17 protein-coding genes and 1 pseudogene are annotated in these 24,406 nt (G+C 34.1%); 16 read left to right on the forward strand and 2 right to left on the reverse strand.

Going from position 1 to position 24,406, the window contains the following annotated elements; all coding sequences use genetic code 11:
- Positions 1-251: 251 nt before the first annotated feature.
- The 11 genes and pseudogenes from QQS35_RS16095 (at position 252) to QQS35_RS16145 (ending at position 11,537) form a co-directional block, all read left to right on the forward strand.
- Positions 252-602, forward strand: coding sequence for a hypothetical protein (locus QQS35_RS16095; protein WP_285933248.1), 351 nt, complete (start codon positions 252-254; stop codon positions 600-602).
- Between the two features lie 20 nt (positions 603-622).
- Positions 623-1,399 (forward strand): ABC transporter ATPase, encoded by a 777-nt coding sequence (locus tag QQS35_RS16100; protein WP_285933249.1) that lies wholly within the window; start codon positions 623-625, stop codon positions 1,397-1,399.
- 2 nt (positions 1,400-1,401) lie between these two features.
- Positions 1,402-1,863, forward strand: coding sequence for a hypothetical protein (locus QQS35_RS16105; protein WP_285933250.1), 462 nt, complete (start codon positions 1,402-1,404; stop codon positions 1,861-1,863).
- Positions 1,856-2,305 (forward strand): DUF5085 family protein, encoded by a 450-nt coding sequence (locus tag QQS35_RS16110; protein WP_285933251.1) that lies wholly within the window; start codon positions 1,856-1,858, stop codon positions 2,303-2,305. The genes QQS35_RS16105 and QQS35_RS16110 overlap by 8 nt, the downstream gene beginning before the upstream one ends.
- Positions 2,306-2,680: 375 nt before the next feature.
- Positions 2,681-2,929, forward strand: coding sequence for a hypothetical protein (locus QQS35_RS16115; protein WP_285933252.1), 249 nt, complete (start codon positions 2,681-2,683; stop codon positions 2,927-2,929).
- Between the two features lie 908 nt (positions 2,930-3,837).
- Entirely contained in the window at positions 3,838-7,632 is a 3,795-nt protein-coding gene (locus QQS35_RS16120; protein WP_285933253.1) for a response regulator, read from the forward strand.
- A complete protein-coding gene (locus QQS35_RS16125; RefSeq protein ID WP_285933254.1) occupies positions 7,629-8,471 on the forward strand; it encodes a CheR family methyltransferase in 843 nt (280 codons plus the stop codon). Before QQS35_RS16120 ends, QQS35_RS16125 begins: the two co-directional genes overlap by 4 nt.
- Positions 8,472-8,492: 21 nt before the next feature.
- Complete coding sequence (locus QQS35_RS16130) at positions 8,493-9,464, forward strand: GGDEF domain-containing response regulator (RefSeq protein ID WP_285933255.1); 972 nt, start codon at positions 8,493-8,495, stop codon at positions 9,462-9,464.
- A gap of 958 nt (positions 9,465-10,422) precedes the next feature.
- Positions 10,423-10,653 carry a hypothetical protein gene (locus QQS35_RS16135; protein ID WP_285933256.1) on the forward strand — a complete coding sequence of 77 codons (231 nt, stop codon included), beginning with the start codon at positions 10,423-10,425 and terminating at the stop codon, positions 10,651-10,653.
- Positions 10,654-10,665: 12 nt separating this feature from the next.
- Positions 10,666-10,746: pseudogene (locus QQS35_RS16140) on the forward strand (DUF3221 domain-containing protein); the annotation flags it as partial.
- A gap of 116 nt (positions 10,747-10,862) precedes the next feature.
- Complete coding sequence (locus QQS35_RS16145; protein ID WP_285933257.1) at positions 10,863-11,537, forward strand: TOTE conflict system archaeo-eukaryotic primase domain-containing protein; 675 nt, start codon at positions 10,863-10,865, stop codon at positions 11,535-11,537.
- A gap of 94 nt (positions 11,538-11,631) precedes the next feature.
- On the opposite strand, the gene QQS35_RS16150 is transcribed toward QQS35_RS16145, so the two are convergent.
- Positions 11,632-13,371, reverse strand: a complete 1,740-nt coding sequence (locus QQS35_RS16150; RefSeq protein ID WP_285933258.1) for an ABC transporter ATP-binding protein — start codon at positions 13,369-13,371, stop codon at positions 11,632-11,634.
- Positions 13,372-14,015: 644 nt separating this feature from the next.
- On the opposite strand from QQS35_RS16150, the gene QQS35_RS22945 reads away from it, so the two are divergent.
- The 4 genes from QQS35_RS22945 (at position 14,016) to QQS35_RS16165 (ending at position 22,580) form a co-directional block, all read left to right on the forward strand.
- Entirely contained in the window at positions 14,016-14,114 is a 99-nt protein-coding gene (locus tag QQS35_RS22945; protein WP_407933975.1) for a TOTE conflict system archaeo-eukaryotic primase domain-containing protein, read from the forward strand.
- A gap of 444 nt (positions 14,115-14,558) precedes the next feature.
- Positions 14,559-17,075 carry a GH39 family glycosyl hydrolase gene (locus QQS35_RS16155; protein WP_285933259.1) on the forward strand — a complete coding sequence of 839 codons (2,517 nt, stop codon included), beginning with the start codon at positions 14,559-14,561 and terminating at the stop codon, positions 17,073-17,075.
- A 342-nt stretch (positions 17,076-17,417) separates the two neighbouring features.
- Positions 17,418-20,165: a glycoside hydrolase family 3 N-terminal domain-containing protein gene (locus tag QQS35_RS16160; protein WP_285933260.1), complete on the forward strand. Its 2,748-nt coding sequence runs from the start codon at positions 17,418-17,420 to the stop codon at positions 20,163-20,165.
- A 78-nt stretch (positions 20,166-20,243) separates the two neighbouring features.
- Positions 20,244-22,580 (forward strand): glycoside hydrolase family 3 C-terminal domain-containing protein, encoded by a 2,337-nt coding sequence (locus QQS35_RS16165; RefSeq protein WP_285933261.1) that lies wholly within the window; start codon positions 20,244-20,246, stop codon positions 22,578-22,580.
- Between the two features lie 300 nt (positions 22,581-22,880).
- Here QQS35_RS16165 and QQS35_RS16170 read toward each other — a convergent pair whose 3' ends face one another.
- Positions 22,881-23,837, reverse strand: coding sequence for a calcium/sodium antiporter (locus QQS35_RS16170; RefSeq protein ID WP_285933262.1), 957 nt, complete (start codon positions 23,835-23,837; stop codon positions 22,881-22,883).
- 299 nt (positions 23,838-24,136) lie between these two features.
- On the opposite strand from QQS35_RS16170, the gene QQS35_RS16175 reads away from it, so the two are divergent.
- Complete coding sequence (locus QQS35_RS16175; RefSeq protein WP_285933263.1) at positions 24,137-24,337, forward strand: hypothetical protein; 201 nt, start codon at positions 24,137-24,139, stop codon at positions 24,335-24,337.
- Positions 24,338-24,406 lie beyond the last annotated feature (69 nt).

Here is a 24,406-nt window from a genome sequence, read left to right on the forward strand (position 1 = left end):
CACAGTGCTTATTGTAAGATAATGTAATGGGGTAACTTGGATTATTAATTGCTACAGCAGCTAAAAACACAACTATCCTAAAATATGCTTCGAAAAAGCCAGGCCAAAGCGGATGGTCTTCAGTAGGTGAGAAAGCCTTAGAGAAGAATCCTTTATTAAAGTACTGGAATGATTATGCCACTCCTTTTGAGAAAGTAAAAACAGTTGGAGTTGCAGCAGTTAAAGGTTCTGGGAAATCCCTTAAGGACACTGTGGATATCAAAGGCATTGCCAAGAGCGGGGTGCTAAAAGGTGCAACCAAAAGCCTTGGTCCTGTAATTGCTGGTTTGAACTACTACAGTAATTATAATACTGCTGTGGAAGGCGGATTGACAGGAGGAGAAGCTATAGGAAGGGCAACAGTAGATACAGCGATTGACACAGCAGTAGGAGGGGCTGTCCAAGCAGCTTTCACTGTAGCGGGTACGGCTTTCATTCCTATTCCGGGTGTTGGAACCGCAATTGGGGTTGCCGCAGGAATTGCTGCAAATACTTTGCTAAATAAAAAAGATGAAAAGACTGGAAAATCCGTGATGGATAAGATTAAAGGATGGTTTCACTAAAAGAAAGAAGGTGAAGATTTATGCTAAATAAATTGCCTGAGCAATATTTCGAAGTATTAAAAGCACCAATTGTTTCAGGGAGGCAAAGTCCCACATCTTTAGGAGGTAATTTGATTTTAGCCATTCCTCTTCAATGGCTAATTTATTATTTGACTTACTCTATTGCCTCTTCTTACACGAAGTATCCTAGTACTGATACTATTCAAGAGATACACTTTGCAGCTTCCATCTGTTTCAGTATATTATCCTTACTGTTCTGTATACCTGCTATTTATAAAAGGTTTGAGAAGTTGCAATATCTTTTGACAATCCTGGTTTCTCAAATGCTTTTTACTTTTCCTGCTTTATTATGGGCCCTGTTCACAATAGGAGAAGGAGAGCAAGCTACAGCAGAGTCTTTGGTGTTGTTTACCATTATTGTTTTAACTACTGCCACTTTATTGCTGGGTATTACAATATTTCGGTTTTTAAGACTGTTAAAAAAAGGGGAGTATCATGAAGGTTCATCCCGAGGACAAACCAGGGAACGGTTTGAGACCAAATCTTATTTACCGGTTGCCATTGTGGGTGGACTCAGTTGTGTTTTTACTATTCAGTATTTTATTAGAAATTTTCAAATGGAATATTTTGAATCTGCTATATTAATCATCCTTCCGATCCTAATCTTCTACACCATGATTTTCGTCCTGCCTGAGCAGCTGGTGATTCTTTACTGCAAATTTAGGTTTGATAGATTCAATGTGTATCAGAGCAGAATCAAATCGTCTAAAAAAATTGGTATGGAAAGGAAAGGATAAGAATGGATATCAAAAGAGGTTCACTATATTTCGACCATTTGATGACGTATTCCATGAAAGGAAAAAAAGAGGAGTGGCAGGAAGGCTTTGCGATTCTTGAAGAGCTTGAGTTGGAGCAGAGAGTCTATAAGAATGGACCTGTTTTTTTTACTTTTAAAGCCCACGATACCGGAGACAAGGGTGAGTTTACATACTATCGACCAATCAATGAAAAGGTTGAAATGGCTGGTGACTCAGACATTCAATATAAGGAAAAGGTGGATGTACGGGATGCACTTCTGCTCAGACAGGCCGAACATTACCAGGATTTCAACCAAGCCTATGACAGCATAAAGAACTATGCAACTGAAAGCGAGGTAGATGTTGAAGACTCGTTCTATTGTGTTCTATTGGAAGTCTATGGTGATATCATTCTTGATCTTTATGTTCCTGTATTAGGTTCAGGTGAATCTCATGGTGTATGATCATCATGCTATTTCATATAAAAATGTAGCGTCCAAACTGTACCGGTTCCTTCCAGAGGAAATTCACTTGGCCTTTGAGGACTTTGAAGCACTGTTGACAAAGCATGGATACCATCCCACAGGTGATATGTTTTTTGCGATAATGAGCAACCCTTTCGATCAGCTAATGGTTGCGGAACTCTTCTTTGTGGTTGAAGAAGGCCAGGTAGAGCTACCGAAAGAGGAAAATGTAAGCTTCCGCAGTTATTTCTTCGTCAAGGATATGGTCATGACAATAGCTTTTGAGGAATTAGAGATATCTTCACAGGAGAAATTCTGGGAGGTACTGAACTATATCGAGTCAGAAGATCAGGTTCAGACCACTCCTATTTTTGTGGGTTATAAGCAGACATCCAAAGGGACAACTTTTGTGGAAATGAGTGCTGGTATAAGAGGAGATTAACTTAAGAAAGGCTGTCATTCAGTTGGAGGAGTCAGTTTTTCTAAGAGGAAACAGGAGAGACCTTGTCCTTTTTACCGCCAATGTTGTAGATTTTCTCCTAGATAAGGGAAGTGTTCTACTAATTCCTTCGCTGAAGCCTTTTGTGTGCCAAGTATGTTGCTGCGAAAAAGCTAATACCGTGTATTATTAGTCAGTTTGCTAAAATAAGAAGAGATGTTAAATGAAAATAATGTTTAAGTAGAGTTAAACTCATTAATGCTATCTTTATTTCTGAATATATTTTCAATGGAAAACGCAAATCAGCCAAATCAAGAGTTGGCCAAGTAATTTATTTGAGGAATTGGAAAGAATATGTAGTATTAGAAAGCGATACAAATGATGGAATCGTATATGCTGTTACAAAAAATATTAATCCTGTTAGATGTATATAACTATTGTTTAATTGCGAGAAAGGGACTACCAACAGCATATATTTCATTCTATTCCAATGAATATTTATTATATGTAAGCACTGATGTTATTAATTTTATTTCAAATGATGCCACTAACATTGCTAAGTTAAAAGATAACTATAAAAATCTTTATGATACTTATTATGAAGGCAATGAAAGTTCTTATTACTAATTTAACAAATTAGAGTTGTACTGAAAAGAGCTATCCTTTAAGTGGATAATCCCCGCTATTAAGACAGGGAATTGTAGGTTCTTATTATAAGTATAATGATATAACACTTATTCCAATTTCTAATGTCATATAAGCCACGATTAATTTGCTTTTTTTCTTCAAGTAAGTGATTAATTAAGGTTCTTGGATAGTGAACAGTCATAAAAAATATTTGTACCTTATCATTTGGACTGTTTAGCAATACGCAAAAAATTGATACATTTTCATAATCCATTCCTATACAATGTAGTAGTAAAAGCTAATTTGTTCTAAATAAGAAAATTAATTGATGCTTTTTTCTCATTAGTATACTCTCCTCGTATATAAGTATTTCATAAAGAGTTAACGGTATAATGATGTAATAGCTGCTCAAGCCCCTGATAGAATAGCAAACGTAAAGAGGCATCTCAGTGCTTTAATAAAGCATGAGAAGCCTCTTTTTTATTTTTTTCAGCCTGCTATCAACTGCAATTGGGTAATTATCCTAATTAAAATGGAAATATATACAATTTAGTCCATTTCATAATACTAATTTTGTCGTCACCTACAACAATATATAGTTGAATAAAACTATTTCCAAACTATCTATTGTCGCAGATGACTGATAAGGTAATTATGAAATTGACTCAATTCATAGTTTATTGCTGTTTTTCCTTTTAATGAAGCTGAGAGATTAGATGAGTACATTGAATCATATTTTATCTTGTGTTATTCACTCGACAAAATAATACATTTTAGGCACACTATAAGAAACTACTGATGGAAGTTTCACTTTGTGACAACTTATCCATTTATAGACATTACAAATCATGCATATAAACGATATAATATATTCTTAGGTTTAAATTACTTGGGCAGGGGGGCTAACGGTGAATAAAGCGAGAGATTTATTTGTAAGATCAACGATTATGATGGAAGGAATATCGTATTTAGTTTTAATTCCTTTGGCGGTATATGTTGTCTTTTACCATGGTGATTTACTTGGGGAACGTTTGCAATACTCTACTATTGGTTTAGTGATTGCGCTGATTGTCACATTTAGTCATGGTCTATCTATTCGGTATTTTGGATTGTACAAGCCAGTAAAATCTTTTTATACAGATGATAGTTTAGATGATTCACAGTTATCAGAAATTAAATTAAAACTACTTAAATACCCATTAAAGGAAGCGTTTAGTGCGTCTATTAGATGGGCCTATGGTGTATGTATTGTTATTTTAATTACAAATATATACGTACCTCTTGAAATCACTACTTATATTGCAGCACTGGTAGCATTATTTCAGTCTGTATTAGTTAATTTTATTAATAATTATTTTATAGCTGAAAGGCTTTTATCGGATACTTTAGAAGAACCAACGCTTGTTGAAACGATCATTGAGCCTAATCAATATAAAGAATTTAGTTTAATCAATAAAACGGTCATAACAGTTGTAGGCATTTTCTTGGCTGTTTATTCAGTTACTAGTTATTTAATATTTGCGATAATTCATGAAACGATTCCGACTAACCAAGTGCAAATACACTTTATTATTATTACAGTTGGACTAGTTGCCCTTTTATTACTAACCATTAATATGTTCAACTATTCGAATAAGAAAAGTCTTATAAAAATTAAAGAATCGATTACGAAAATTTCTGAGGGAGAATTGACTACACACCTAAGTATGACCTCCATTGATGAATTAGGTAGAGTGTGTACCGATTTAAATAAATTAAAACGATCACTAAGAAAGATTGCCGGAGTCATTTTTTATGAAACAAAAAATATTCATGAACACTCTGAATCATTAAGCTTTCAGAATAAAAATGAATTTAGCAAAAGTTTGATCCAACAATTAGAGGATGAAAACTTTAATAACCTTTTTGAAGTAACAGACGCACTTCACCAAATGACTAAAGTGTTAAACGAAATGATGAATGTTAATACAAGGCAAAATTATATTCGAAGTGGAAGGGTTCAATTAAGTAGTGCCATTCAAAATGCACAAAGTTTATCGCGATCAACAGATGAAGTGATAAAAAATCTAACTAATCATGTTGATGCTATTGTTGGAGTCTTATACGTGTTAGAAGAGGATAATATATTAAGACAGGTAGGAAGCTACGGACATCCTTATTCACATAGGGATTTTAAGGCTGGAGAAGGTTTAATTGGCCAGGTAGCAGTAGACCAACAGATGAAAATAATAGAAGAGATTCCGGAAAACAATATAATTGTAGATACAGGCATTGTTCAGTTAAAGCCAAATCAAATGACGATTATTCCGTGTGTATATAATGATGAGACAAAAGCAGTAATCGTTCTTGGCACGATGGGAACTTTTGAAGAACACCATGTTGAATTTTTGGGAAATATAGGCGAGTCCGTTGCCATTGCCATTACTTCTCATCAAGCGAATGAAATGAAGGAGGCATTACTAGATCAAAGTCAAAAACTAACCGAGGAATTAAGAGAGCAACAAGAAGAGTTAATGGAAACTAACACAGAGATGGAACAAATGAACGAGGAACTAGAGCAACAAACGCAAGAATTAAAGAAATCAGAAGCTCGCCTTGAATCCCAACAGCAAGAACTGAGGAATGTAAATGAGGAGCTTAAGGAACGATCTTCGGATGTGGAAAAACAGAGAGACGAGTTAAATCAGAAAAATGAAAAGCTTCGTAAGACACAGAAGTTGTTAGAAGAAAAAGCTGAAAACCTAGAAAAGGCAAACCAATATAAATCAGAGTTTTTAGCAAATATGTCGCATGAACTTAGAACGCCTTTAAATAGTATTATTATTCTTTCTAAGATTATGTATGATAACAAGCAAAGCGTCTTAACTGAAAAAGAAGTGGAGTACTCTGAAACAATTTATGCAGCTGCACATGATTTATTAGAGCTAATTAATGAGATCTTGGATCTAGCCAAAGTAGAAGCAGGTATGATGGAAGTAAATTTAGATTATGTTCATCTTCGTCATTTTACAGATGATATAAAGCAGGCCTTTAAGGAATTAGCAATAACGAAAGGCTTAGACTTTTCTGTAGAAATAGATAAGGAATTACCTGAACAGATTCAGACTGATCCACAAAGACTAAAGCAAATTATTAAAAATCTCGTATCTAATGCTTTTAAGTTTACGAATGAAGGTTTTGTATCTATCAAAATCTATAGGTCCGCTAGTAAGGATTGTATAGCATTTTCCGTTTCGGATTCCGGGATTGGTATTCCAGAAGATAAACAGCAATTAATATTCAAGGAATTTAGTCAAGCGGATGGAAACACGAATCGGAAATATGGTGGAACTGGCCTTGGTTTATCCATATCCGAGAGATTTTCTAATTTTTTAGGTGGAGAAATTCAGTTAGTAAGTAAAGAAAAAGAAGGTAGTACATTCACCTTGCTGATTCCTGATAAAAATGAATTAGAAGAGAAAGAAGTTCCAAAGCCGATTATAGTAGAAGAAAAGAAAGTTTCCTATCAAGAGGTTGAGAAGGATAAAATTCTCTTAATCATTGATGATGACCCGAATTTTGTGAAAGTAATAAAGGATTTTGCGGGGGATAGAGGATTTAAATGTCTGAGCGCTCTCGAGGGAGAGAAAGGCTTAGAGATGGCGAAAAACTTTAAACCAGACGCAATTATTCTTGATATTAAACTACCTGGAATTGACGGTTTTGAAGTGATTAAGCGCCTTAATGAAGATGAAAAGACAAGTCATATCCCTGTTCATTTTGTGTCCTCTTTAGACGAGATGCAAAAAGCGAGGGATTTGGGTGCGCTTGGTTTTACAACGAAACCGATTACTGGACAAAAGTTTGAGAAGCTTTTCGCAGGTATAGATGGAAGCCTAAAAGGGAATGTTGTTGCAGGTGAAGAGAATAAATTGCTCGTTATTCATGATGATGGAAAAGGTAAAGATTTCATAGAACAAATTAAAAAAGTTAAAATTCCCTATATAAAGGCAACTAACTTTGTTGAAGCAAACAACATACTAGATCAGCAAAATATAAATAGCATAGTGATACACTTTTCCTTAAAGGATGAGGAAGCGCTGGATTTCTTGCGCACGGTAAGAAGCAATCCAGATACTGCCTCTATTCCAATTATTTTGTACAGCGATGAAATGATCTCTGAAGATGATGAAGTTATCGTAAAAAAGTATGTGAACAGTATTATTATAGAAAGTGACCGTTCAGAAAAAAGATTAATAAATGAACTTGCACTGTTTTTACATCACATTGAAGACCAATCGTTCAAAAAAAATCAAGCACAAGAAAAGTATTCATCAAAAGGCCAATTACTATCAAATAAAAAGGTGCTAATCGTGGATGATGATATGCGCAACATTTTCGCTTTATCCAGTGTGTTAGAGGATCAGGATATGAAAGTTGTCGTTGCGAAGAATGGAAAAGAAGGATTGAAAAGGTTAAAAGAAAACGAAGATATTGATCTGATATTAATGGATATCATGATGCCCGAAATGGATGGATATGAAACGATGCGTGAGGTTAGAAAAATACCAAAATATAAGGATCTTCCGATTATTGCCCTTACAGCGAAGGCGATGAAAGGAGATAAACAAAAGTGTTTGGAAGCTGGCGCGAATGATTATATGTCTAAGCCAGTAGATATTGAACAACTTTTATCCTTGGCTAAAGTGTGGTTACAAAGATGAAAAAAAATGAATGGAACCATGAGGAAAATACGAATATTGAAATTCAATTATTGTTAGAGGCTATTTTTCGAAAGTATGGGTATGATTTTAGAAATTATTCAACGAATCACCTGACTAGAAGAGTTAGCCATATTCTAGAAAAGACGAATAGTAAAAATATATCAGAGCTTCAACATAAGGTTTTGTATGATGTTAAAACATTTTATGAAGTGTTAAAAAACCTATCTATTAATGTCACAGAAATGTTTCGAAACCCTTCTTTTTATAAGTTGATTAGAGAAGAGGTTGTCCCTGTCTTAAAAACGTATCCTTTTATAAAGGTATGGTCGGCAGGCTGCTCGACTGGTGAAGAGGTCTATTCACTAGCCATTTTATTAAAAGAGGAAGGGCTTTTGGATCGCTCGCTAATCTATGGTACGGATCTAAACGAGGATGTCTTGATGAAAGCAAGAGAAGGGATTTATCCAGCAAAAAACTTAGAGCAGTATGCTAACAATTATGAAGATGCAGGTGGTAAAGGGAGGTTAGCGGATTATTTCACCGTGAAATATAATTCTATTCTTCTAAGAGAAGAGTTAAAGAAACATACTGTATTTGCCGGACACAACCTAGTGACAGATCGTGTTTTTGGAGAAATGAATCTGATTATTTGTCGCAATGTTTTTATCTACTTTGAACAAGAGCTACAGGATCGAACGATAAAACTGTTCCTAGAAAGTCTTTGTACTGGAGGTTTTTTAGGAATAGGTGCAAAAGAGGATATTCGATTTTCAAAACACTATCATTTATTTGATGTAGTAAATGATAGAAATAAAATCTATCAGAAAAAATTCATATAACTATCTGGGGGAATTTGTTTCATGACAGAAGTGAATAATTGTAAGGTGTTAATGGTAGATGACCGAGCAGAGAATCTTTTAGCCTTAGAAGCCATTTTGGAAGGCTTGGACGTAAAACTATTAAAAGCGAATTCAGGTAATGACGCATTAAGTTTAATGCTCGAAGAAGAAGAAATCGCTTTAGTACTTTTGGATGTACAAATGCCAGAGATGGATGGATTTGAAGTAGCAGAAATAATGAAATCTAGTGAACGCACAAAATATATACCTATTATTTTTGTGACAGCGATTAGTAAAGAAGATAAATATGTAAGTATGGCTTATGATTCAGGCGCAGTTGATTATTTATTAAAGCCAATTGTACCAGAGTTTTTAATTAGTAAAGTAAAAGTATTTATGGAATTGCACAGACAAAAACAGAAAATCAAGCAACAGGCAATGGAACTAGAAGAGGCGAATGCCAAGCTAAGAGACTTATCTTATATAGATGGATTAACACAAATTCCGAATAGACGAAATTTTGATGAGAATCTTGAAAAAGAGTGGAAAAATGCTATTCGATCGGGTTCACAAATATCCTTGATTTTAATTGATGTTGATTTTTTTAAAGATTATAATGATATTTATGGTCACTCTAAGGGTGATGAGTGCTTGAAAAATGTCGGAACAACATTAGCAAGTGCCGTTCAAAGGCCAAGAGACCTTGTAGCTAGATACGGTGGAGAAGAATTCGTGGTCATTTTAACAGACACGTCTCAACAGGATGCAGAAATGATTGCAAATCAGATGAAGGACAATATTGAAGGTTTACAAATTGCACATGGGAAATCCTCAGTTAGTAATTATGTTACGATTAGTGGTGGCATCGCAACAATGAAGCCCAAGGTTATTATGAAAAAAGAGGAAATTTCACAGAGAGCAGATCAGGCATTGTATAAAGCAAAGGAACTGGGACGAAACCAAATTGTTGCATTTAATGTAGGCAAACAATAGCACTAAATTCCGCATTATTAGTCTTTATAAATAATTTTTGAATCTTGCTGGACTGAAGCCATAACAACCGTACTTATAAAATCTTACATTATTTTATGTATAATCCAATGAAAACTATAAATAACTAGCACCATCCCTGATATACCATGAAAATAACATAATGTATATATCAAGAGGCTTTTCAGTGTTTTTATAAACGCTTGAGAAGCCTCTTTTTGCATTTTATTTTCACTTTTCTCTTTTTAAAAAGTACCGTACTCCATGATAAACATGAAAACATAAAATCGTCACAACCGCAACCAGAAATGCTAGTGGACTTAGAGGCTCAAAAAAGGGAGTGAGTGTACCTCTGATTAAAGCCACTGAATTGTACCAATCTCGCCATACTATTTACTACCGAATGACAGAGAATTTACCAATAAGTTACAAGCGTTTACCACCATACCTTTGTATAATTAATTAGCACAAGAAGAGGAAACTATTGGGCAAATGCGCCGATAGAGAGCTTCATTGGTCGGCTTAAAGAGGAATCCGTACGAATCCAAAAGCCACGTACAATAGAAGCACTTCATCAAACGATCGACTGTTTATAAGAATAGAAGAAGACAAAAAGGTTTAGGAGCCAGTACCTATTCAATATAAACAAAAAATGGCAGCTTGACCCCGAACCGTATGTGTCTACTTGACAGGGGTACGCTTATTGCCCCTTATATCTTCTAGTAACTCACGTACTAACTGTTCTTATCACAGAGACAAATATCTCAATTTGTCCACGGGAGGGGTCTGATCCCGATATTAGGTAGTTGAACAAGAACTAGATAATATTATTCTTTAAGTAAAGTTTTTAACCCTTATTCAATATCAGTTTCTAAATCATTATTGGATAAATCATATAATGGTCCGAAACCTATATAATGTTAAATTCGTCTAATCTTATAAAGGGAAGGGTGTATAGTTTATGAAAAGAAAATTTTTCATTGCATTTACAATGATATTTTTAAGTATTTCACTCGCAGGGTGTGGCAAGGCTGGTATGGAAGGTATTATTTTAGAAGTAACAGAAAATGAAATATTACTTTCAGAGAATCTTTCTCAGGACAAGTATGAAGATATAAAAAACAAATCAATTTCAGAGATACAGGGTATTCCTTTAATATATTTAGCATATGACAATACAGAGGAATGGTAAAAAGGTGATGAAGTAAAAGTATGGATTGATGGAGATGTATTTGTATCCTATCCTGAGCAAGCTAAGTCTAAAAAAATTCAATTGAAAAAATAAGTTCCTCCACTGATGGGGTCTGACCCCATTTTCTAATGAATAATTAAAGTTCTTACTTAAATCGTTATCATCAAAAATAAGATGTGCTATGGTATCCCCTTTTCCTAGTAGTTGGAATGGATTCCTTTGATAGAATGTTCCCAAATCAAAATCAATTATCTAAAGGTGGCTTTGGTAACTTGATAGCTCTTCCATTACAGAAACAAGCAAAAAGGAAAGGGAATAGTGTGTTCGTAAATGATTCATTTCAGGAATATGCCGATCAATGGCAATATTTATCCTCGATAAAAAAGATATCTGAAAAACAAATCTTACATATAGTAAAAAACTTCTCAGATGAAGAGAGTCCTGTGAAGGCAAAAGAGAAAGTTGAGAATGTTAACTTGCCAAAAGAAGTTACGATTGTATTAAATCAGGTTATTCAAATTCCTAAGAGTTTATTACCCAGTAAAATATTAAATGAATTACAAAAGCTTGCTATATTTGGAAACCTAGAATTTTTCAAAGCGCAAGCAACAGGAAAATATGTTGGAGAAGGGTTTGATGATTCTAGATTAGATACACTCTTTCTAACTATGCCAATTTCTTGGAAAGGAACGTTACAACAGTATGTAGGACGTCTTCATCGGGATCACCGTGATAAAGATGAAGTAAGGGTGTTTGATTATGTAGATTCGAACGTGGATGTTTTACAGAAAATGTTTGAGAAGCGATTAAAAGGATATAAAAGTATTGGTTACAGTCTGTCTGGTGAAAACAAAGAGAAAAGCCAACAAATTCAATTGTTTTAATAGTCTGATATAAATAAAATGATATAATAATTGACTAGTGTTGCATACAAATTGCGACAATTTTTATGCAACACTAGTGACTCTCAATACAAAATTAATTAATAAAGGTAGATTCTTTTTCAAACTGTTGTTTGATTACTATTTTATAATACACATGGTTATTTAACAATTCATCATGTGTGCCTATTCCTGTAATCTCGCCATTATCTAATACAATAATTTGATCAGCATTTATAACAGTTGATAGTCTATGTGCTATAATAAAAGTAGTTTGTTTATTTATTAATGAATGTATTGCTTTTTGTATTTTCTTTTCCGATTGAGAATCTAAACTTGCTGTAGCTTCATCCAATAATAAAAAATAACTTTTTCGCATTAAAGCTCTTGCAATAGCAATCCGTTGCTTTTGCCCACCGGAAAGCAGATTACCACGTTCCCCTACTTCAGTGTTATATCCATCAGGTAGTCCTATAATGAACTCGTGTATATGTGCAAGTTGTGCAATTTCTATTAAATAGTCATCTTTTATATCGTGTGTTTGTCCGTACAGAATATTGTCTTTAATTGTACCAGAGAAAATTGGAGTATCTTGGGAAACATAACTGAATTTTTGTCTCCAATCTTCTATATTTATATTTTTATAAGAAACACCATCTAATAAAATATCTCCGCTTGTTGGATCGTAGAATCTTTCTATTAATGAAAAAATAGTACTCTTACCAGCACCACTAGGTCCTATTATTGCTGTTAAAGATCCTTTCTTTATTTTAAAAGAAATATTTTTAATAATATTTCTTTCATCTTTGTATTCAAATGAAACATCTCTAAATTCTAACTGGGTGGGTGAACCGATATATCCTTCTGAAACAATTTTTTCCTCTTCCTTTTCATCTAAGATTTCAAATATTCTTTTCATAGAACCTTTTGCTTCCTGCAAACTTGTTAAAAAGTGATTCATTTGCACGAAAGGAGTTATAATTTGAAACAAATATAATAAAAATGCTACAAGTTCCCCTGAACTAATGAGGCCTTGATCTACTCTCCAGGCACCAAACCCAATCACCCCAATTAAAACAATGGTTGTGAATGTTCCTAAAATTGGTGTTAATAAAGAATTGATTTTAGCTCTTTTTATCCCATTTTTATAAAGAAAGTTAAAGTGATTTAGTCCAACATTGGTTTCTTTCACTTCAGTATTATAAGATTTTATTAGTTTAATTTCAGATAAGGTTTGCGATAAATAAGCGGTTAGCTTTGACATTTTACTCTGTTCTTGAAAAGAAAGTTCATATACCTTTACGCCAAGAGGGATGATTACAAAAAGAGTAATTGGTGTAACCAAAATTAATACTAAAGTCATAGGTACATCCAATATGAATAAAAAAATTAAAGCAAGAACCACTGTTATCCCACTTGTTATTAAGTTAACAATTTCATTTGATATGATATCTACTATTGCAGTGGTATCACTTGTTATTCTACTTACCATTTCTCCTGATTTATTGTCATCGTAAAATTTAACTGGCAACTTTAAAAATTTGCTCCATAGTTTAACACGTAGCTTTTTCACTACACCTTCTCCGACTTTAGATAATAAGTATAAAGACATAGCTGAGAAAATCACTTCTAAAATCAAAAAGCTCACAGCTAGACTTATTGTTTTAAAAGATAGACCTGTAGAAAAACTATCCATTATATCTTTAATTAATAGCGGTATAAGTAATGTTAAGATTCCTGAAATAATAGAAAATACTAAACCTAAACTAAACTGGCGCTTAGAAGGATTAGTTATTTTCCACATATGTTTGATTGAAAAATTGGTTTTATTTTTCATAAAGTTACTCCTCATATATTATGTTTAGACTCTTATATCAGAGTTAAAGTTATATGCCCTTTTCCAGCTAAAATCAAAAAGCTTAGGGCGGCGTCATAGTTATCTTTGATAACTAGTATTGTGGAAATTTGTAAACTTGATAATTAAATGTCTAAACATTCTTTCAAAATATTTTAATATCAACTCTTTAACAACAAGTTTAGCAACAAGCCCCATTTAATTTCATATCCTAATCATTCAATAACATTTACAAAAATTGTAATATCCGATAAATAATAACACGCCAATGAATACTAATCTATCTTTTTTAAAAGAAAGAAGTAATAATTTTACAAAAATATATTAGTAATATCATATTGTAATAGAAAACGGTTAGAGTAGTTCTATAAACATGACATAACAGAATAAGTGTATTTATAGAAATGAATGTGAAGAGGAGCAGCTCTTTAGGAAATGAAAAAAATTTCAAGAGAATAAAGGCACAACCAACTTTGAATTGTGCCTATTCCGTATTATTTATGTTGTTAAATAAGTGAATTCTATACTAGATTTAGGCGGTAATACATCTTATAGTCGAACAACAAAATTAAAGAAAACAGCGACGGAGTTCGCTCCAAAAGGAAAAGGAAAAATTTTGTTATCCCATGAACCTTTTTTTGGGCAGAACTGATGTTTTTGCAAAAAGGTGGGAATCGAGCGCTACAAGTAAATCTGGTTATTCACCTGTATGTGGAAACGAATAGGACAAACAGCTTTGTCGAAAACCTAAAATTAAATAGCCAGGACTGCTCTCATCAATTAATCCAGACATTAACTCCCATGTTATTTACGAACATTTAAGTGTGATTAAAAAAATGGGAATATATCCGTTACTTGAAGATAATACATGTTAATTCTGGATCTGGGTTCTGTTGGAAGAAAACGGGAAGATATGCGCGAACTTATTGAAATCTATAAAAAATCAGAATTCCCATATCATATTGGACGCTCCCATTCAGGATAAGGGGCACATATTTGGTTCTTTTTAAAAGAGGTCAATAAGTGCATCATTAGCTAGAAAATTTAGATGTTATAAAAGTACATGGGGAAGTTTAAAAATAATAACATTATCTAAACTCTTGAAAAATTGTGTAGATATTTTTCTTGTGCTAAAGTATGGATAATTATCGAACAGGGGACGGTGAAACATGCACTACCAATATGAGCAGATAGATTATCAGGTAGATTTACCAATTAACATTTTCACACATACAGTAGAACAATTTCCTTTTCATTGGCACGAAGCGACTGAGATTCTTTTTGTGTTGGAAGGTGAATTGGATATCAGGGTTAATCAAGATGACTATCAACTGAAAATGGGTGATGTTTTTCTAGTTAATGGAAATGAACTACATTTTATCAACTCTAGGACAGCGTTCGGACAAACACATGTGTTGGCTCTACAATTTGACAACAGGTATTTTAAGAAAATGGGTATTGATGTTGAAGAAAAAAGATTCTACTTGAACTCAAGAGAAGTTGAAGAAGGATCTATGTTTGTTTTAGATGAGATAAAATATATTCTAGCAAATATGATGGACCAAGTATTGAATAAAAAAAACCTTTATCATCTTAAAGTTAAGAAAATGCTATTAGATCTTGTGGTCATTCTTCTAGAGTATTTTGAAGTACCGACAAACACAAAGAAAAAGCGAATGAAGGATGACCAAAGACTCGTAGAAATACTTCAATATATGAATGAGCATTGTATAGAAGTACATTTTGGATTACAGGATATAGCAAAAGAGTTTTCATTAAATTCACATTATCTATCCAGATATTTTAAGTCAAATGTTGGGGTATCTCTAAAAAAATATTTAGACAATATGCGCTTAAACAAATCATTGTTTACCTTGCGAACAACAGATGAAACCGTTACTGAGATAGCGCTAAAGTTTGGGTTCCCAGACAGTAAAGCCTATTACAGAGTCTTCAAAGAAACGTTAAGGGTAACACCAATGCAGTATCGAGAACAATATAGAATAGAGCTCAAAAAAGGCACTATAAAGGATTATCTGAGCATTAACAGCAAGGAATCATTTGTAAATCTATTCAAATACTTAGATCGTAAGGATATTAGCGATGTCCCGAAAATAAAAGGGGAAACAAAAACAATTGATGTTACCAATTATTTAACCAAAATTAATCGTTCCTTCACAAAATTAATGACTTTCGGCTTTGCTCCACATGCCCTGAGAAAGGATTTTTATGATCAATTGAAACAGGTACAGGGCGAAATAGGATTCGAATACATTCGATTTCATGGAATTTTTGCAGACCAGCTCATGGTATATAATGAGAAATCGGATGGATCCTATTATTTTAACTTTAATCACATTGATTCTTTATTGGATAATTTACTTGACGTCCATTTAAAACCTTTTATTGAAATTAGTTTTATGCCAAAAGATTTAGCAAGTGCTGAAAATAAGATGTTTTGGTGGAATGCATTTGTATCACCTCCAAAGGAAATGGAGCGATGGCTTAACTTACTGGATGCTTTTTTCAGACATTTGATTAATCGATATGGAATGCATGAAGTTAGAACATGGTATTTTGAGTTCTGGAACGAACCGGAAGTGCAACAATTTTGGAGCGGTTCAAGACAAGAGTTCTTTACCTTTTATGCTGAGAGCTATAGATGTATTAAAGCAATTGATCCTGAAATTAAAATTGGCGGATTTGGAACCATTGACTTTTCCCAAAATCAAAATTGGTTAAATGATTTTGATGTCTTTGTGCAAAATGAAAAGGTTGATCTAGATTTCTTTTCTTTTCATGTTTACAATTTATCCAGAAACCTTTTACCTAAACCCGAAACAATGCAAACAGAGACTGATAATGAATTAACAGGAACCTTTATACAAAAAATAGCTAAATCTAGTGGCATTATGTTGGGTGATGAGAATAATTTTTCAACATCCATTGACCATTTCATTAACAAGAGCAAAGGATTGGCATCACTAAATAAAGAATTATGGATAACGGAGTGGAACGCAAATTCCGATAGCAGAGACCCGATACACGACACTTGTTATATGGGAGCCTTTATCACTAAAAATGTTATCGAAAATTTTGATAAAGTGAAAGGGATGGGTTTTTGGACATTCACAGATATATTTGATGAATTTCAATTGGAACAGCCGCTCTTCCATGGGGGGTTTGGATTAATGACCTATAATGGTATCAAAAAGGCTGGTTATCATGCATTTCTCTTCCTAAGCAAGCTCGGTGAAAACCTGGTTTCAAGAGAAGAAAATATGATTGTCACTAAAAGCGGCGAAGATTACCAAATCCTACTTTTCAATTATAGCCATCCCAATCATTTATACAGCGTATTTGATTATTCACAACTGTCACCAACTAGTCGCTATAAGGTATTTGAAAATGAACGTGTTAAGTCATTTCAATTAACTTTGGAGGGTTTAAAAGGTGAGTATATAATGAAGAAGCAGTATGTTAATAGGCAACAGGGGTCTTCCTATGATGCTTGGGTAGATACCGGAGCACCTAGTGACATGGACAATGATACAATTAATTATATTAAAGGAAGAGCTGAACCAGGAGTTAAAATACAGCATATTTCTGCACAAAAAAATTATAGTCTTGAAACGTTCTTACAACCTCATGAAATACAATTGATTGAGATAAAACGCAGGTATTGATAACGTTAAATAAGTCTGGAAATCCATACATTTAAATAGAAATCTTCTAAAAAATAGACACTATCATTGACGGTGGGAGTGTCTATTTTTTTATAAAAGTCAATAATCGGAATAGCATTTCTTACATAATGGAATGTTTTAGATGGCGTTGGATTGTATATTAAAGCTAACCTTTTAATTTATTATTTAAGATAATAAAGAGGCAAGGGTGATAAAAAAGGAATACTTAAGGAAAATCAACAGCATTGTTCCATTAATTCTATCAAGAAAGTAATAATATAGATGATCTTTATAGTGAAAATGGAAACGTTATCTTATTAGTTTAAAGTTGGAGGGGACATCATGTTAGAATACTTTAAAAAAAGAAAATACAAGAAGCAAGAAATATTGCAACGTGTGAGGGAAGATAAGGCAAAGCGTAAAGAAAGAAAGCAAGAAATTGCGGCTTTACCTGAAACAGATCGAAAGGCAGAAATTGAAAGCGATAAACTTTTGCGAAAAGATCAAAAAAAGCAAAGAAAAGAAGAATTGAAGTCTTTAAGCCGTAAAGAAAGAAAAGTGGCGAAAAAAGAAGCTAAGATGTATAAAAAATTAAGAAATAGACCAAGACGATTCACTGGCTGGGCCGTTTTTGCTACACTCTTATTAATCATTGGAATAACCGTAGGGCCGACAGTTACAAGCATACTTGCGAACGTGACTGGTAAACATATTACAATTGATACAACAAGTGAAGAAGCTGACGAAGCAAGAGAAGCTGCTGATGTTGTTTCAGAAGAGATTGCAAATGAAGGATTAGTATTATTAAAAAATGAAAATAACTCCCTGCCATTAGCAGATAATAAAACGAATGTATTTGGCTCGACTGCGTTTACATTTAAATACGGTGGAGGTGGTTCCGGTGCATCCGACCAAACTCGTGCTGTGAGTTTATTTGATGCGCTTACGAATGCAGGTGTTGAATATAATAAGGAATTATATGATTACTATGCAGGATTACCAGAATTAGAAGAAGGAACAGGTCAGTCGGACACTGGTGTTATTCAAGTCATTAAAGGAATGTTAAGTAGTGATGAGGCAGAAGGTGAACCAGATGTAACAGATGCCGCAATAGCCCAAGCGAAACAGTACTCTGAAAATGCATTGATAATTGTTCAGAGTGAAGCTGTAGAAGCTTCAGATGTAAGTTTAAATGAATTAAAGTTATCAGATGAAATGCGTGAATTAGTTGAAAAAGTAGCTGAAAACTTTAGTAACGTTACCATTGTTGTAAATGCTGGTAATACATTAGAACTAGGATTTGTTGAGGAATATCCAAGTATTCAGTCCGTTATTTGGGTTGGAACACCTGGACCATTCGGAACTAATTCCCTTGCTAAAGCATTATCAGGTGAATTAAATCCTTCAGGTCGTATTACGGATACGTATGTGTATGATGTTGAATCTTCACCAGCTAGTGAAAATTTTGGAGATTACCAGTATGAGAACTTAGATAAAGCTTACCTTAACTATGAAGAAGGAATTTATATAGGATACAGATACTATGAAACTTTCTACCAAGGAAATGAAGAAGGTTATAATCAAACCGTTCAATTTCCTTTTGGATCTGGCCTAAGCTATACAACATTTGATTGGAACATAGTTAATCAAGAATTAAACAGTGATTCTATTGAAATGCAAGTAGAAGTAACGAATACAGGTGAAGTAGCTGGTAAAGACGTCGTTCAAGTTTATTATTCTGCTCCTTATACACCAGGAGGAATTGAGAAGTCTGCCATTAACTTAGCTACATTTGAAAAAACAAAATCATTAGAACCAGGAGAGTCTGAAGTATTAACTATTCAATATGATACAAGAGACATGGCTTCTTATGATATGGAAAATGAGAACTATATTTTAGAAAATGGAACATACGAAATTAAACTTGGTAAGAATGTCCATGCAATTGACAGTACACTAAACTTTGAATTACCTGAAGATATTGTGTACCAATCAGATGCTGATACAGGAACTGAATACCAAAACCGTTTTACTAAATCAGAAAACGAATTAACAGTTCTTTCACGTAACGATTTGGAAGGAACATACCCATCAGATCAAGATGATTCAAAAGTAGCATCTGATAAAGTGATCGAAAGAGTTCAAGAGCATAATTATGATGATGATGTAGAAATGCCTACGACAGATGCTGACAATGGGCTTATATTGGAAGACCTAAAAGGGTTAGATTATGATGATCCTTTATGGGATGAATTTTTAGATCAAATGACTGTGGATCAAATGATAGAGTATGTATCAGAAGCTGCTTATCACACAATAGAAATTGATGAACTTGGTATTCCGAACACAGTTTTAATGGATGGACCTGCTGGTTTTAGCTTTTTCTTTAAGCAGTTTGAAGCCGGTGCTTACCCAACGGAAATCGTCATGGCATCCACTTGGAATAAAGATTTAGCATACGAGATGGGTGAAGCGATTGGACAAGAAGCAAAAGCTTGTGGAATTCACGGATGGTACGCTCCAGCTCTTAATGTTCATCGTTCGCCACAAGGTGGAAGAAACTTCGAGTATATGTCAGAAGACCCTGTATTAAATGGCATGATTGGTTCTGGTATGGCGAAAGGTGCTCAGGACCAAGGTGTTACAGTATTCATGAAACACTTTATCATGAATGAGCAAGAAACAAACGCACGTTCTGGGCTTCTAGTATGGTCGAATGAGCAAGCGATGCGAGAAATCCACCTACGCCCTTTCGAAATGACTGTCAAAAAGGGGGATGTAACTGGTGCAATGTCTAGTTTCTCTTTCATTGATGGAAAATGGGCAAATCCTGAATTATTAAATGGAATGCTAAGAGATGAGTGGGGCTTTGAAGGTGTAGTATCTTCAGATGCGGTGTTCGGATTTATGGAAGCACCACAAGCCATTACATCTGGTAATGATTTAATGTTAGATATTTTAACGGCTCCAAACCAAAAGCAACTTTTAGAAGAAGCATATAAGGAGCATCCAGAAGCGATTACAGTTGGACTGCGAAATAGCATGCATAACGCACTATATGCAACACTTAAAACGCATATTTTCAACTAGTAATATTACTTGATAAAGTAAGAAGGCGGACTATGTTTGCCTTCTTACCAATTGTTAACATCGGGGGCTGTGCAGAAAATGAAACATAAAAATATAATTAAACAAATGACTTTGGAAGAGAAAGCTTCCCTCATGTCTGGAAAAAACTTTTGGAATACGAAGGCAATCGAGCGATTGGATATTCCATCCATTATGCTAACCGATGGACCACATGGAGTACGTAAACAGGGTGGGAAAGCGGATCACTTAGGTTTAAACAAAAGCTTACCAGCAACTTGTTATCCAACAGCAGCGACGCTTGCAAATAGTTGGGATAAGTCACTTGCATATGATGTAGGAAAAGATATCGGTAAAGAAGCTCGTAGTGAAAAAGTAAGTGTTTTACTTGGACCTGGTCTAAATATTAAACGTAATCCATTATGTGGACGTAATTTTGAATATTTCTCAGAAGATCCATACCTAACCGGTGAACTTGCTAGTGGAATGGTAAAAGGAATTCAGTCTAATGGTATTTCAGCTTGTCCTAAACATTATGCAGTCAATAGTCAGGAACATATGCGTATGACAATTGATGAAATTGTTGATGAACGTTCACTTAGAGAAATTTATTTAACTGGATTTGAAAAAGTAGTGAAAGAAAGTAATCCATATACAATCATGTCTTCTTATAATAAGGTAAATGGCGAATATGCAAATGAAAATCAACATTTAGCGAATGACATTTTGTATTCTGAATGGGGATTTGATGGTGTTGTTGTAACGGACTGGGGTGGAAATAATGACCGTGTTGCCGGGTTGAAAGCTCATAACCAGTTAGAAATGCCATCTACTAATGGGATAACAGATAAGGAAATTGTAGAAGCAATCCATGCAGGAACTCTAGATGAATCCATATTAGATGAAGCAGTAGATCAATTGTTATCTGTTATAAATAAAGTACGTTTAGATGATAAAGAATCCGTACAAGTAGATTATGAAGAGCACCACAATAAGGCAGTTAATGCGGCTCGTCAGTCTATGGTACTGCTTAAGAATGAAAAAAGTATTCTTCCGCTTAAAGCAGGAACAGAAGTAGCAGTTATTGGTGATTTTGCTAAAAATCCAAGGTATCAAGGCGCAGGTAGTTCTTTAATTAACCCCTATAAGTTAAGTAATCCACTTGATTATTTACAAGATTCTTCTTTAAATATAGTTGGTTATTCACAAGGGTTTAAGCGTATGGGTGGAAATAGTAGCAAATTATTGAAAGAAGCAACAAGTCTTGCGGAGTCTGCTGAAACAGTTATTTTATTTATTGGTCTTGATGAAAGTAAAGAAGCAGAAGGGGTAGATCGAGAAGATTTAAAACTGCCTCAAAATCAGCTAGACCTTGTTGAATCTGTAGTAAAGGTAAATAAGAATGTGGTCGTTGTTTTAGCTGGTGGTGGAGCACTTGAATTACCATTTGCAGATCAAGTACAAGGTATTTTACACACCTACCTTTCTGGCCAAGGTATTGGAAAAGCTGTCGTTGATCTTTTACTCGGTAAACACAATCCAAGTGGTAAATTAAACGAAACATTCCCAATTCATTACACGGATGTGCCTTCTTCGGCATACTATCCGGGAGATCAAGCAACAAGTGAACATAAAGAAGGGTTGTTCATCGGTTATCGATACTTTGAAACAGCTAATCTACCAGTGCGTTATCCATTTGGATACGGGCTATCTTATACTACTTTTGAATACAGCAACATTGAAGTCAATGGTTTAACTGTAAGTTTTGATCTGACAAATACAGGTGAAATGGCTGGAGCAGAAATTGCACAGTTATATATTGAAAAGGTAGATTCGAAAATTTTCCGTTCGAAAAAGGAATTGAAAGGCTTTGATAAAGTCTACTTGGCTACTGGTGAAACGGAGCGAGTTACATTAGCGTTAACAAAAAGAGATTTCTCTTACTATAATCCTGAAATAAAGGATTGGGAGATTGAATCAGGGAATTATAAGATTCAAGTAGGCAGTTCCAGTCAAGACATTCATGTAGAGGAAACTATTGAGATGGATGGTGTTTCTCCATCTATATTCTTAAAAAATGAATTTCCACACTATGCAATGGCAAATGTAAAGGATATCCCTGATTCCGAATTTGAGAAAATATTAGGGAGGAAACTTCCACCTACAAATTGGGATCGTGATAAAGATTTAGGAATGAATGACACGATTAAACAGGCGCAATATAAGAATTGGATAGGAAAAATGCTATATAATTCTATTATGTTCGTCCATGTTTTCCTTAAAAAGATTGGTAAACCATTAACGGCAAATAACGTGTACTTTATTATAAACATGCCATTTAGACAAATTGACCGTTTCACAGGTGGAAAAGTTAGTAAAAAGAAGGTTGAGACATTATTACGGTGGATTAATCGATGAAATTAACAGGAAAAAACTTAACTCTTTCACCAAAACATTAGTACTATTGTTTTGGTGAAAGAGTTTTTCCATCAACAAGCAATTCCTAATAACTGGATAAAAGCCTTCAGAAAAGCTATTTTTTTGAAACAATGCACAAATACTCATTAATGAAACAAGGACTATTTTTTATAACAATATAAAGAACAGACGAAATCTTTTCTGTCTGTTCTGATTCTTGACATGAAAATATATTCAAGCTTTCATATAAGGATAAATTGTTCTATGCTTTTTCAATAATCTAACTGTACTTCTATGATGCTAATTTCTGATTATAATAAAAGCAAGGTAAATAATGTAGATAATGGTTAAAATTATACCTTCTATCTTTGAAATCCTATGCTGAGTTCTTGATAGGATTAGCAGTAAAAATGTAACAAAGACCATTAGCCACATATCTACAAATATTTTTGAATCAACAGCTAATGGATGGATAGTTGCTGAAGCCCCTAAAATGAAAAAGATATTGAAAATATTACTGCCAACAATATTACCTAATGCAATCTCAGTCTGTTTCTTTAAGGCTGCTGTAACAGAAGTAACCAATTCAGGAAGCGATGTGCCAACAGCCACTATAGTCAAACCAACAAGAGTTTCACTCATCCCTAGTGAGAGAGCAACTTGGATACTATTTTCGACTACAAGGCTGCCTCCAAATACAATGCCCACAAGACCCCCAATTGTAAATGCAAGGTTTTTCATCCAAGAAATATTCATCGTATCAGAAGGATTCTCGTCTATCTGATTTCGATTGTTCTTTGCCATCTCAAATACATAGTAAAGGAAAACAACAAAGAAAAGTAGTAGAATAATCCCCTCGGTTCTCGTAATAAGATTGATTTCTGAGTATTGAAGTTGGATGTCACTAATAAGAAGTAGCAATGCAACGGCTCCCAACAAAGCGAATGGGATTTCTTTTCTTATTGTATCGCTCTGCACGGCCAATGGGAATACAATTGCTGTAACTCCTAAAATGAAAGTTGCGTTAAGGATGTTGCTTCCAACAACATTTCCAATAGCTACATTGCTATTTCCTTCGAATGCAGCAATAAAACTAACCGATGCTTCTGGTGCACTAGTACCAAAGGCTACGATTGTCAACCCGATTAACATTGGTGAAACTCTCAATATTTGTGCTATTTTCGAGGCTCCGTCTACAAAATAATTAGCTCCCATAATTAAAAGAACAAATCCTATTAATAATAAGAGATAGGTCATGTTCTCACCTCTTTCAGTACGTCTATTTAATTGTTTATCAATTGCCTAAACAATATACATAAGTTTACCACAAGGGGATTATTCTAAACAGGTTTGCTTCCTCTGTTGTTGAAGCATATTTTTGATGTTTATAAGGACTCTATCTTGGGTTTCTGGAGTTTAAAACTAGAAGGGGTTTTTAGTGCTAATGAAGCAAAATCTATCCGGAATTCAATTACTTTAGTAAAAACACGTAAAAAAGCTAATATCTTGCTACCTTTATACCATTAACAGAAGCTTCTCATAAGTTGTCTTTTTGATTGTCTATACAAGATAAAGTAGCCGATTACGGCGGCGAGGTTAAGTATATAATGGTGAAAAAAATCGTTTTTATAACTCCGATAAATAAGCTAATGACTGTGTTGTTTACCTCTGCTCATTCTATGGAAAATGAACTAAAAGCTGAGTTAGTCATCCCAGTGAACCGCTTAGAAGTTAGCAATGGAAGAGAACTTATATAAGAATCCCTCATGCTATAACAGTATATTAAATAACTAGTTCCTACCATATTAATATGTTGTAATTTAGGA

Origin of the sequence: Aquibacillus rhizosphaerae (assembly GCF_030282825.1) — a bacterium.
GTDB classification, from domain to species: Bacteria; Bacillota; Bacilli; order Bacillales; family Amphibacillaceae; genus Aquibacillus_C; species Aquibacillus_C rhizosphaerae.

What these genes read in the sequence shown, in the direction of transcription:
- QQS35_RS16100 (WP_285933249.1), top strand. Translation starts at nt 623, where the DNA reads ATGCTAAATAAATTGCCTGAGCAATATTTCGAAGTATTAAAAGCACCA.
- QQS35_RS16105 (WP_285933250.1), top strand. Translation starts at nt 1,402, where the DNA reads ATGGATATCAAAAGAGGTTCACTATATTTCGACCATTTGATGACGTAT.
- QQS35_RS16115 (WP_285933252.1), top strand. Translation starts at nt 2,681, where the DNA reads ATGATGGAATCGTATATGCTGTTACAAAAAATATTAATCCTGTTAGAT.
- QQS35_RS16125 (WP_285933254.1), top strand. Translation starts at nt 7,629, where the DNA reads ATGAAAAAAAATGAATGGAACCATGAGGAAAATACGAATATTGAAATT.
- QQS35_RS16130 (WP_285933255.1), top strand. Translation starts at nt 8,493, where the DNA reads ATGACAGAAGTGAATAATTGTAAGGTGTTAATGGTAGATGACCGAGCA.
- QQS35_RS16135 (WP_285933256.1), top strand. Translation starts at nt 10,423, where the DNA reads ATGAAAAGAAAATTTTTCATTGCATTTACAATGATATTTTTAAGTATT.
- QQS35_RS16145 (WP_285933257.1), top strand. Translation starts at nt 10,863, where the DNA reads ATGGATTCCTTTGATAGAATGTTCCCAAATCAAAATCAATTATCTAAA.
- QQS35_RS16150 (WP_285933258.1), bottom strand. Translation starts at nt 13,371, where the DNA reads ATGAAAAATAAAACCAATTTTTCAATCAAACATATGTGGAAAATAACT.
- QQS35_RS22945 (WP_407933975.1), top strand. Translation starts at nt 14,016, where the DNA reads ATGAACCTTTTTTTGGGCAGAACTGATGTTTTTGCAAAAAGGTGGGAA.
- QQS35_RS16155 (WP_285933259.1), top strand. Translation starts at nt 14,559, where the DNA reads ATGCACTACCAATATGAGCAGATAGATTATCAGGTAGATTTACCAATT.
- QQS35_RS16160 (WP_285933260.1), top strand. Translation starts at nt 17,418, where the DNA reads ATGTTAGAATACTTTAAAAAAAGAAAATACAAGAAGCAAGAAATATTG.
- QQS35_RS16165 (WP_285933261.1), top strand. Translation starts at nt 20,244, where the DNA reads ATGAAACATAAAAATATAATTAAACAAATGACTTTGGAAGAGAAAGCT.
- QQS35_RS16170 (WP_285933262.1), bottom strand. Translation starts at nt 23,837, where the DNA reads ATGACCTATCTCTTATTATTAATAGGATTTGTTCTTTTAATTATGGGA.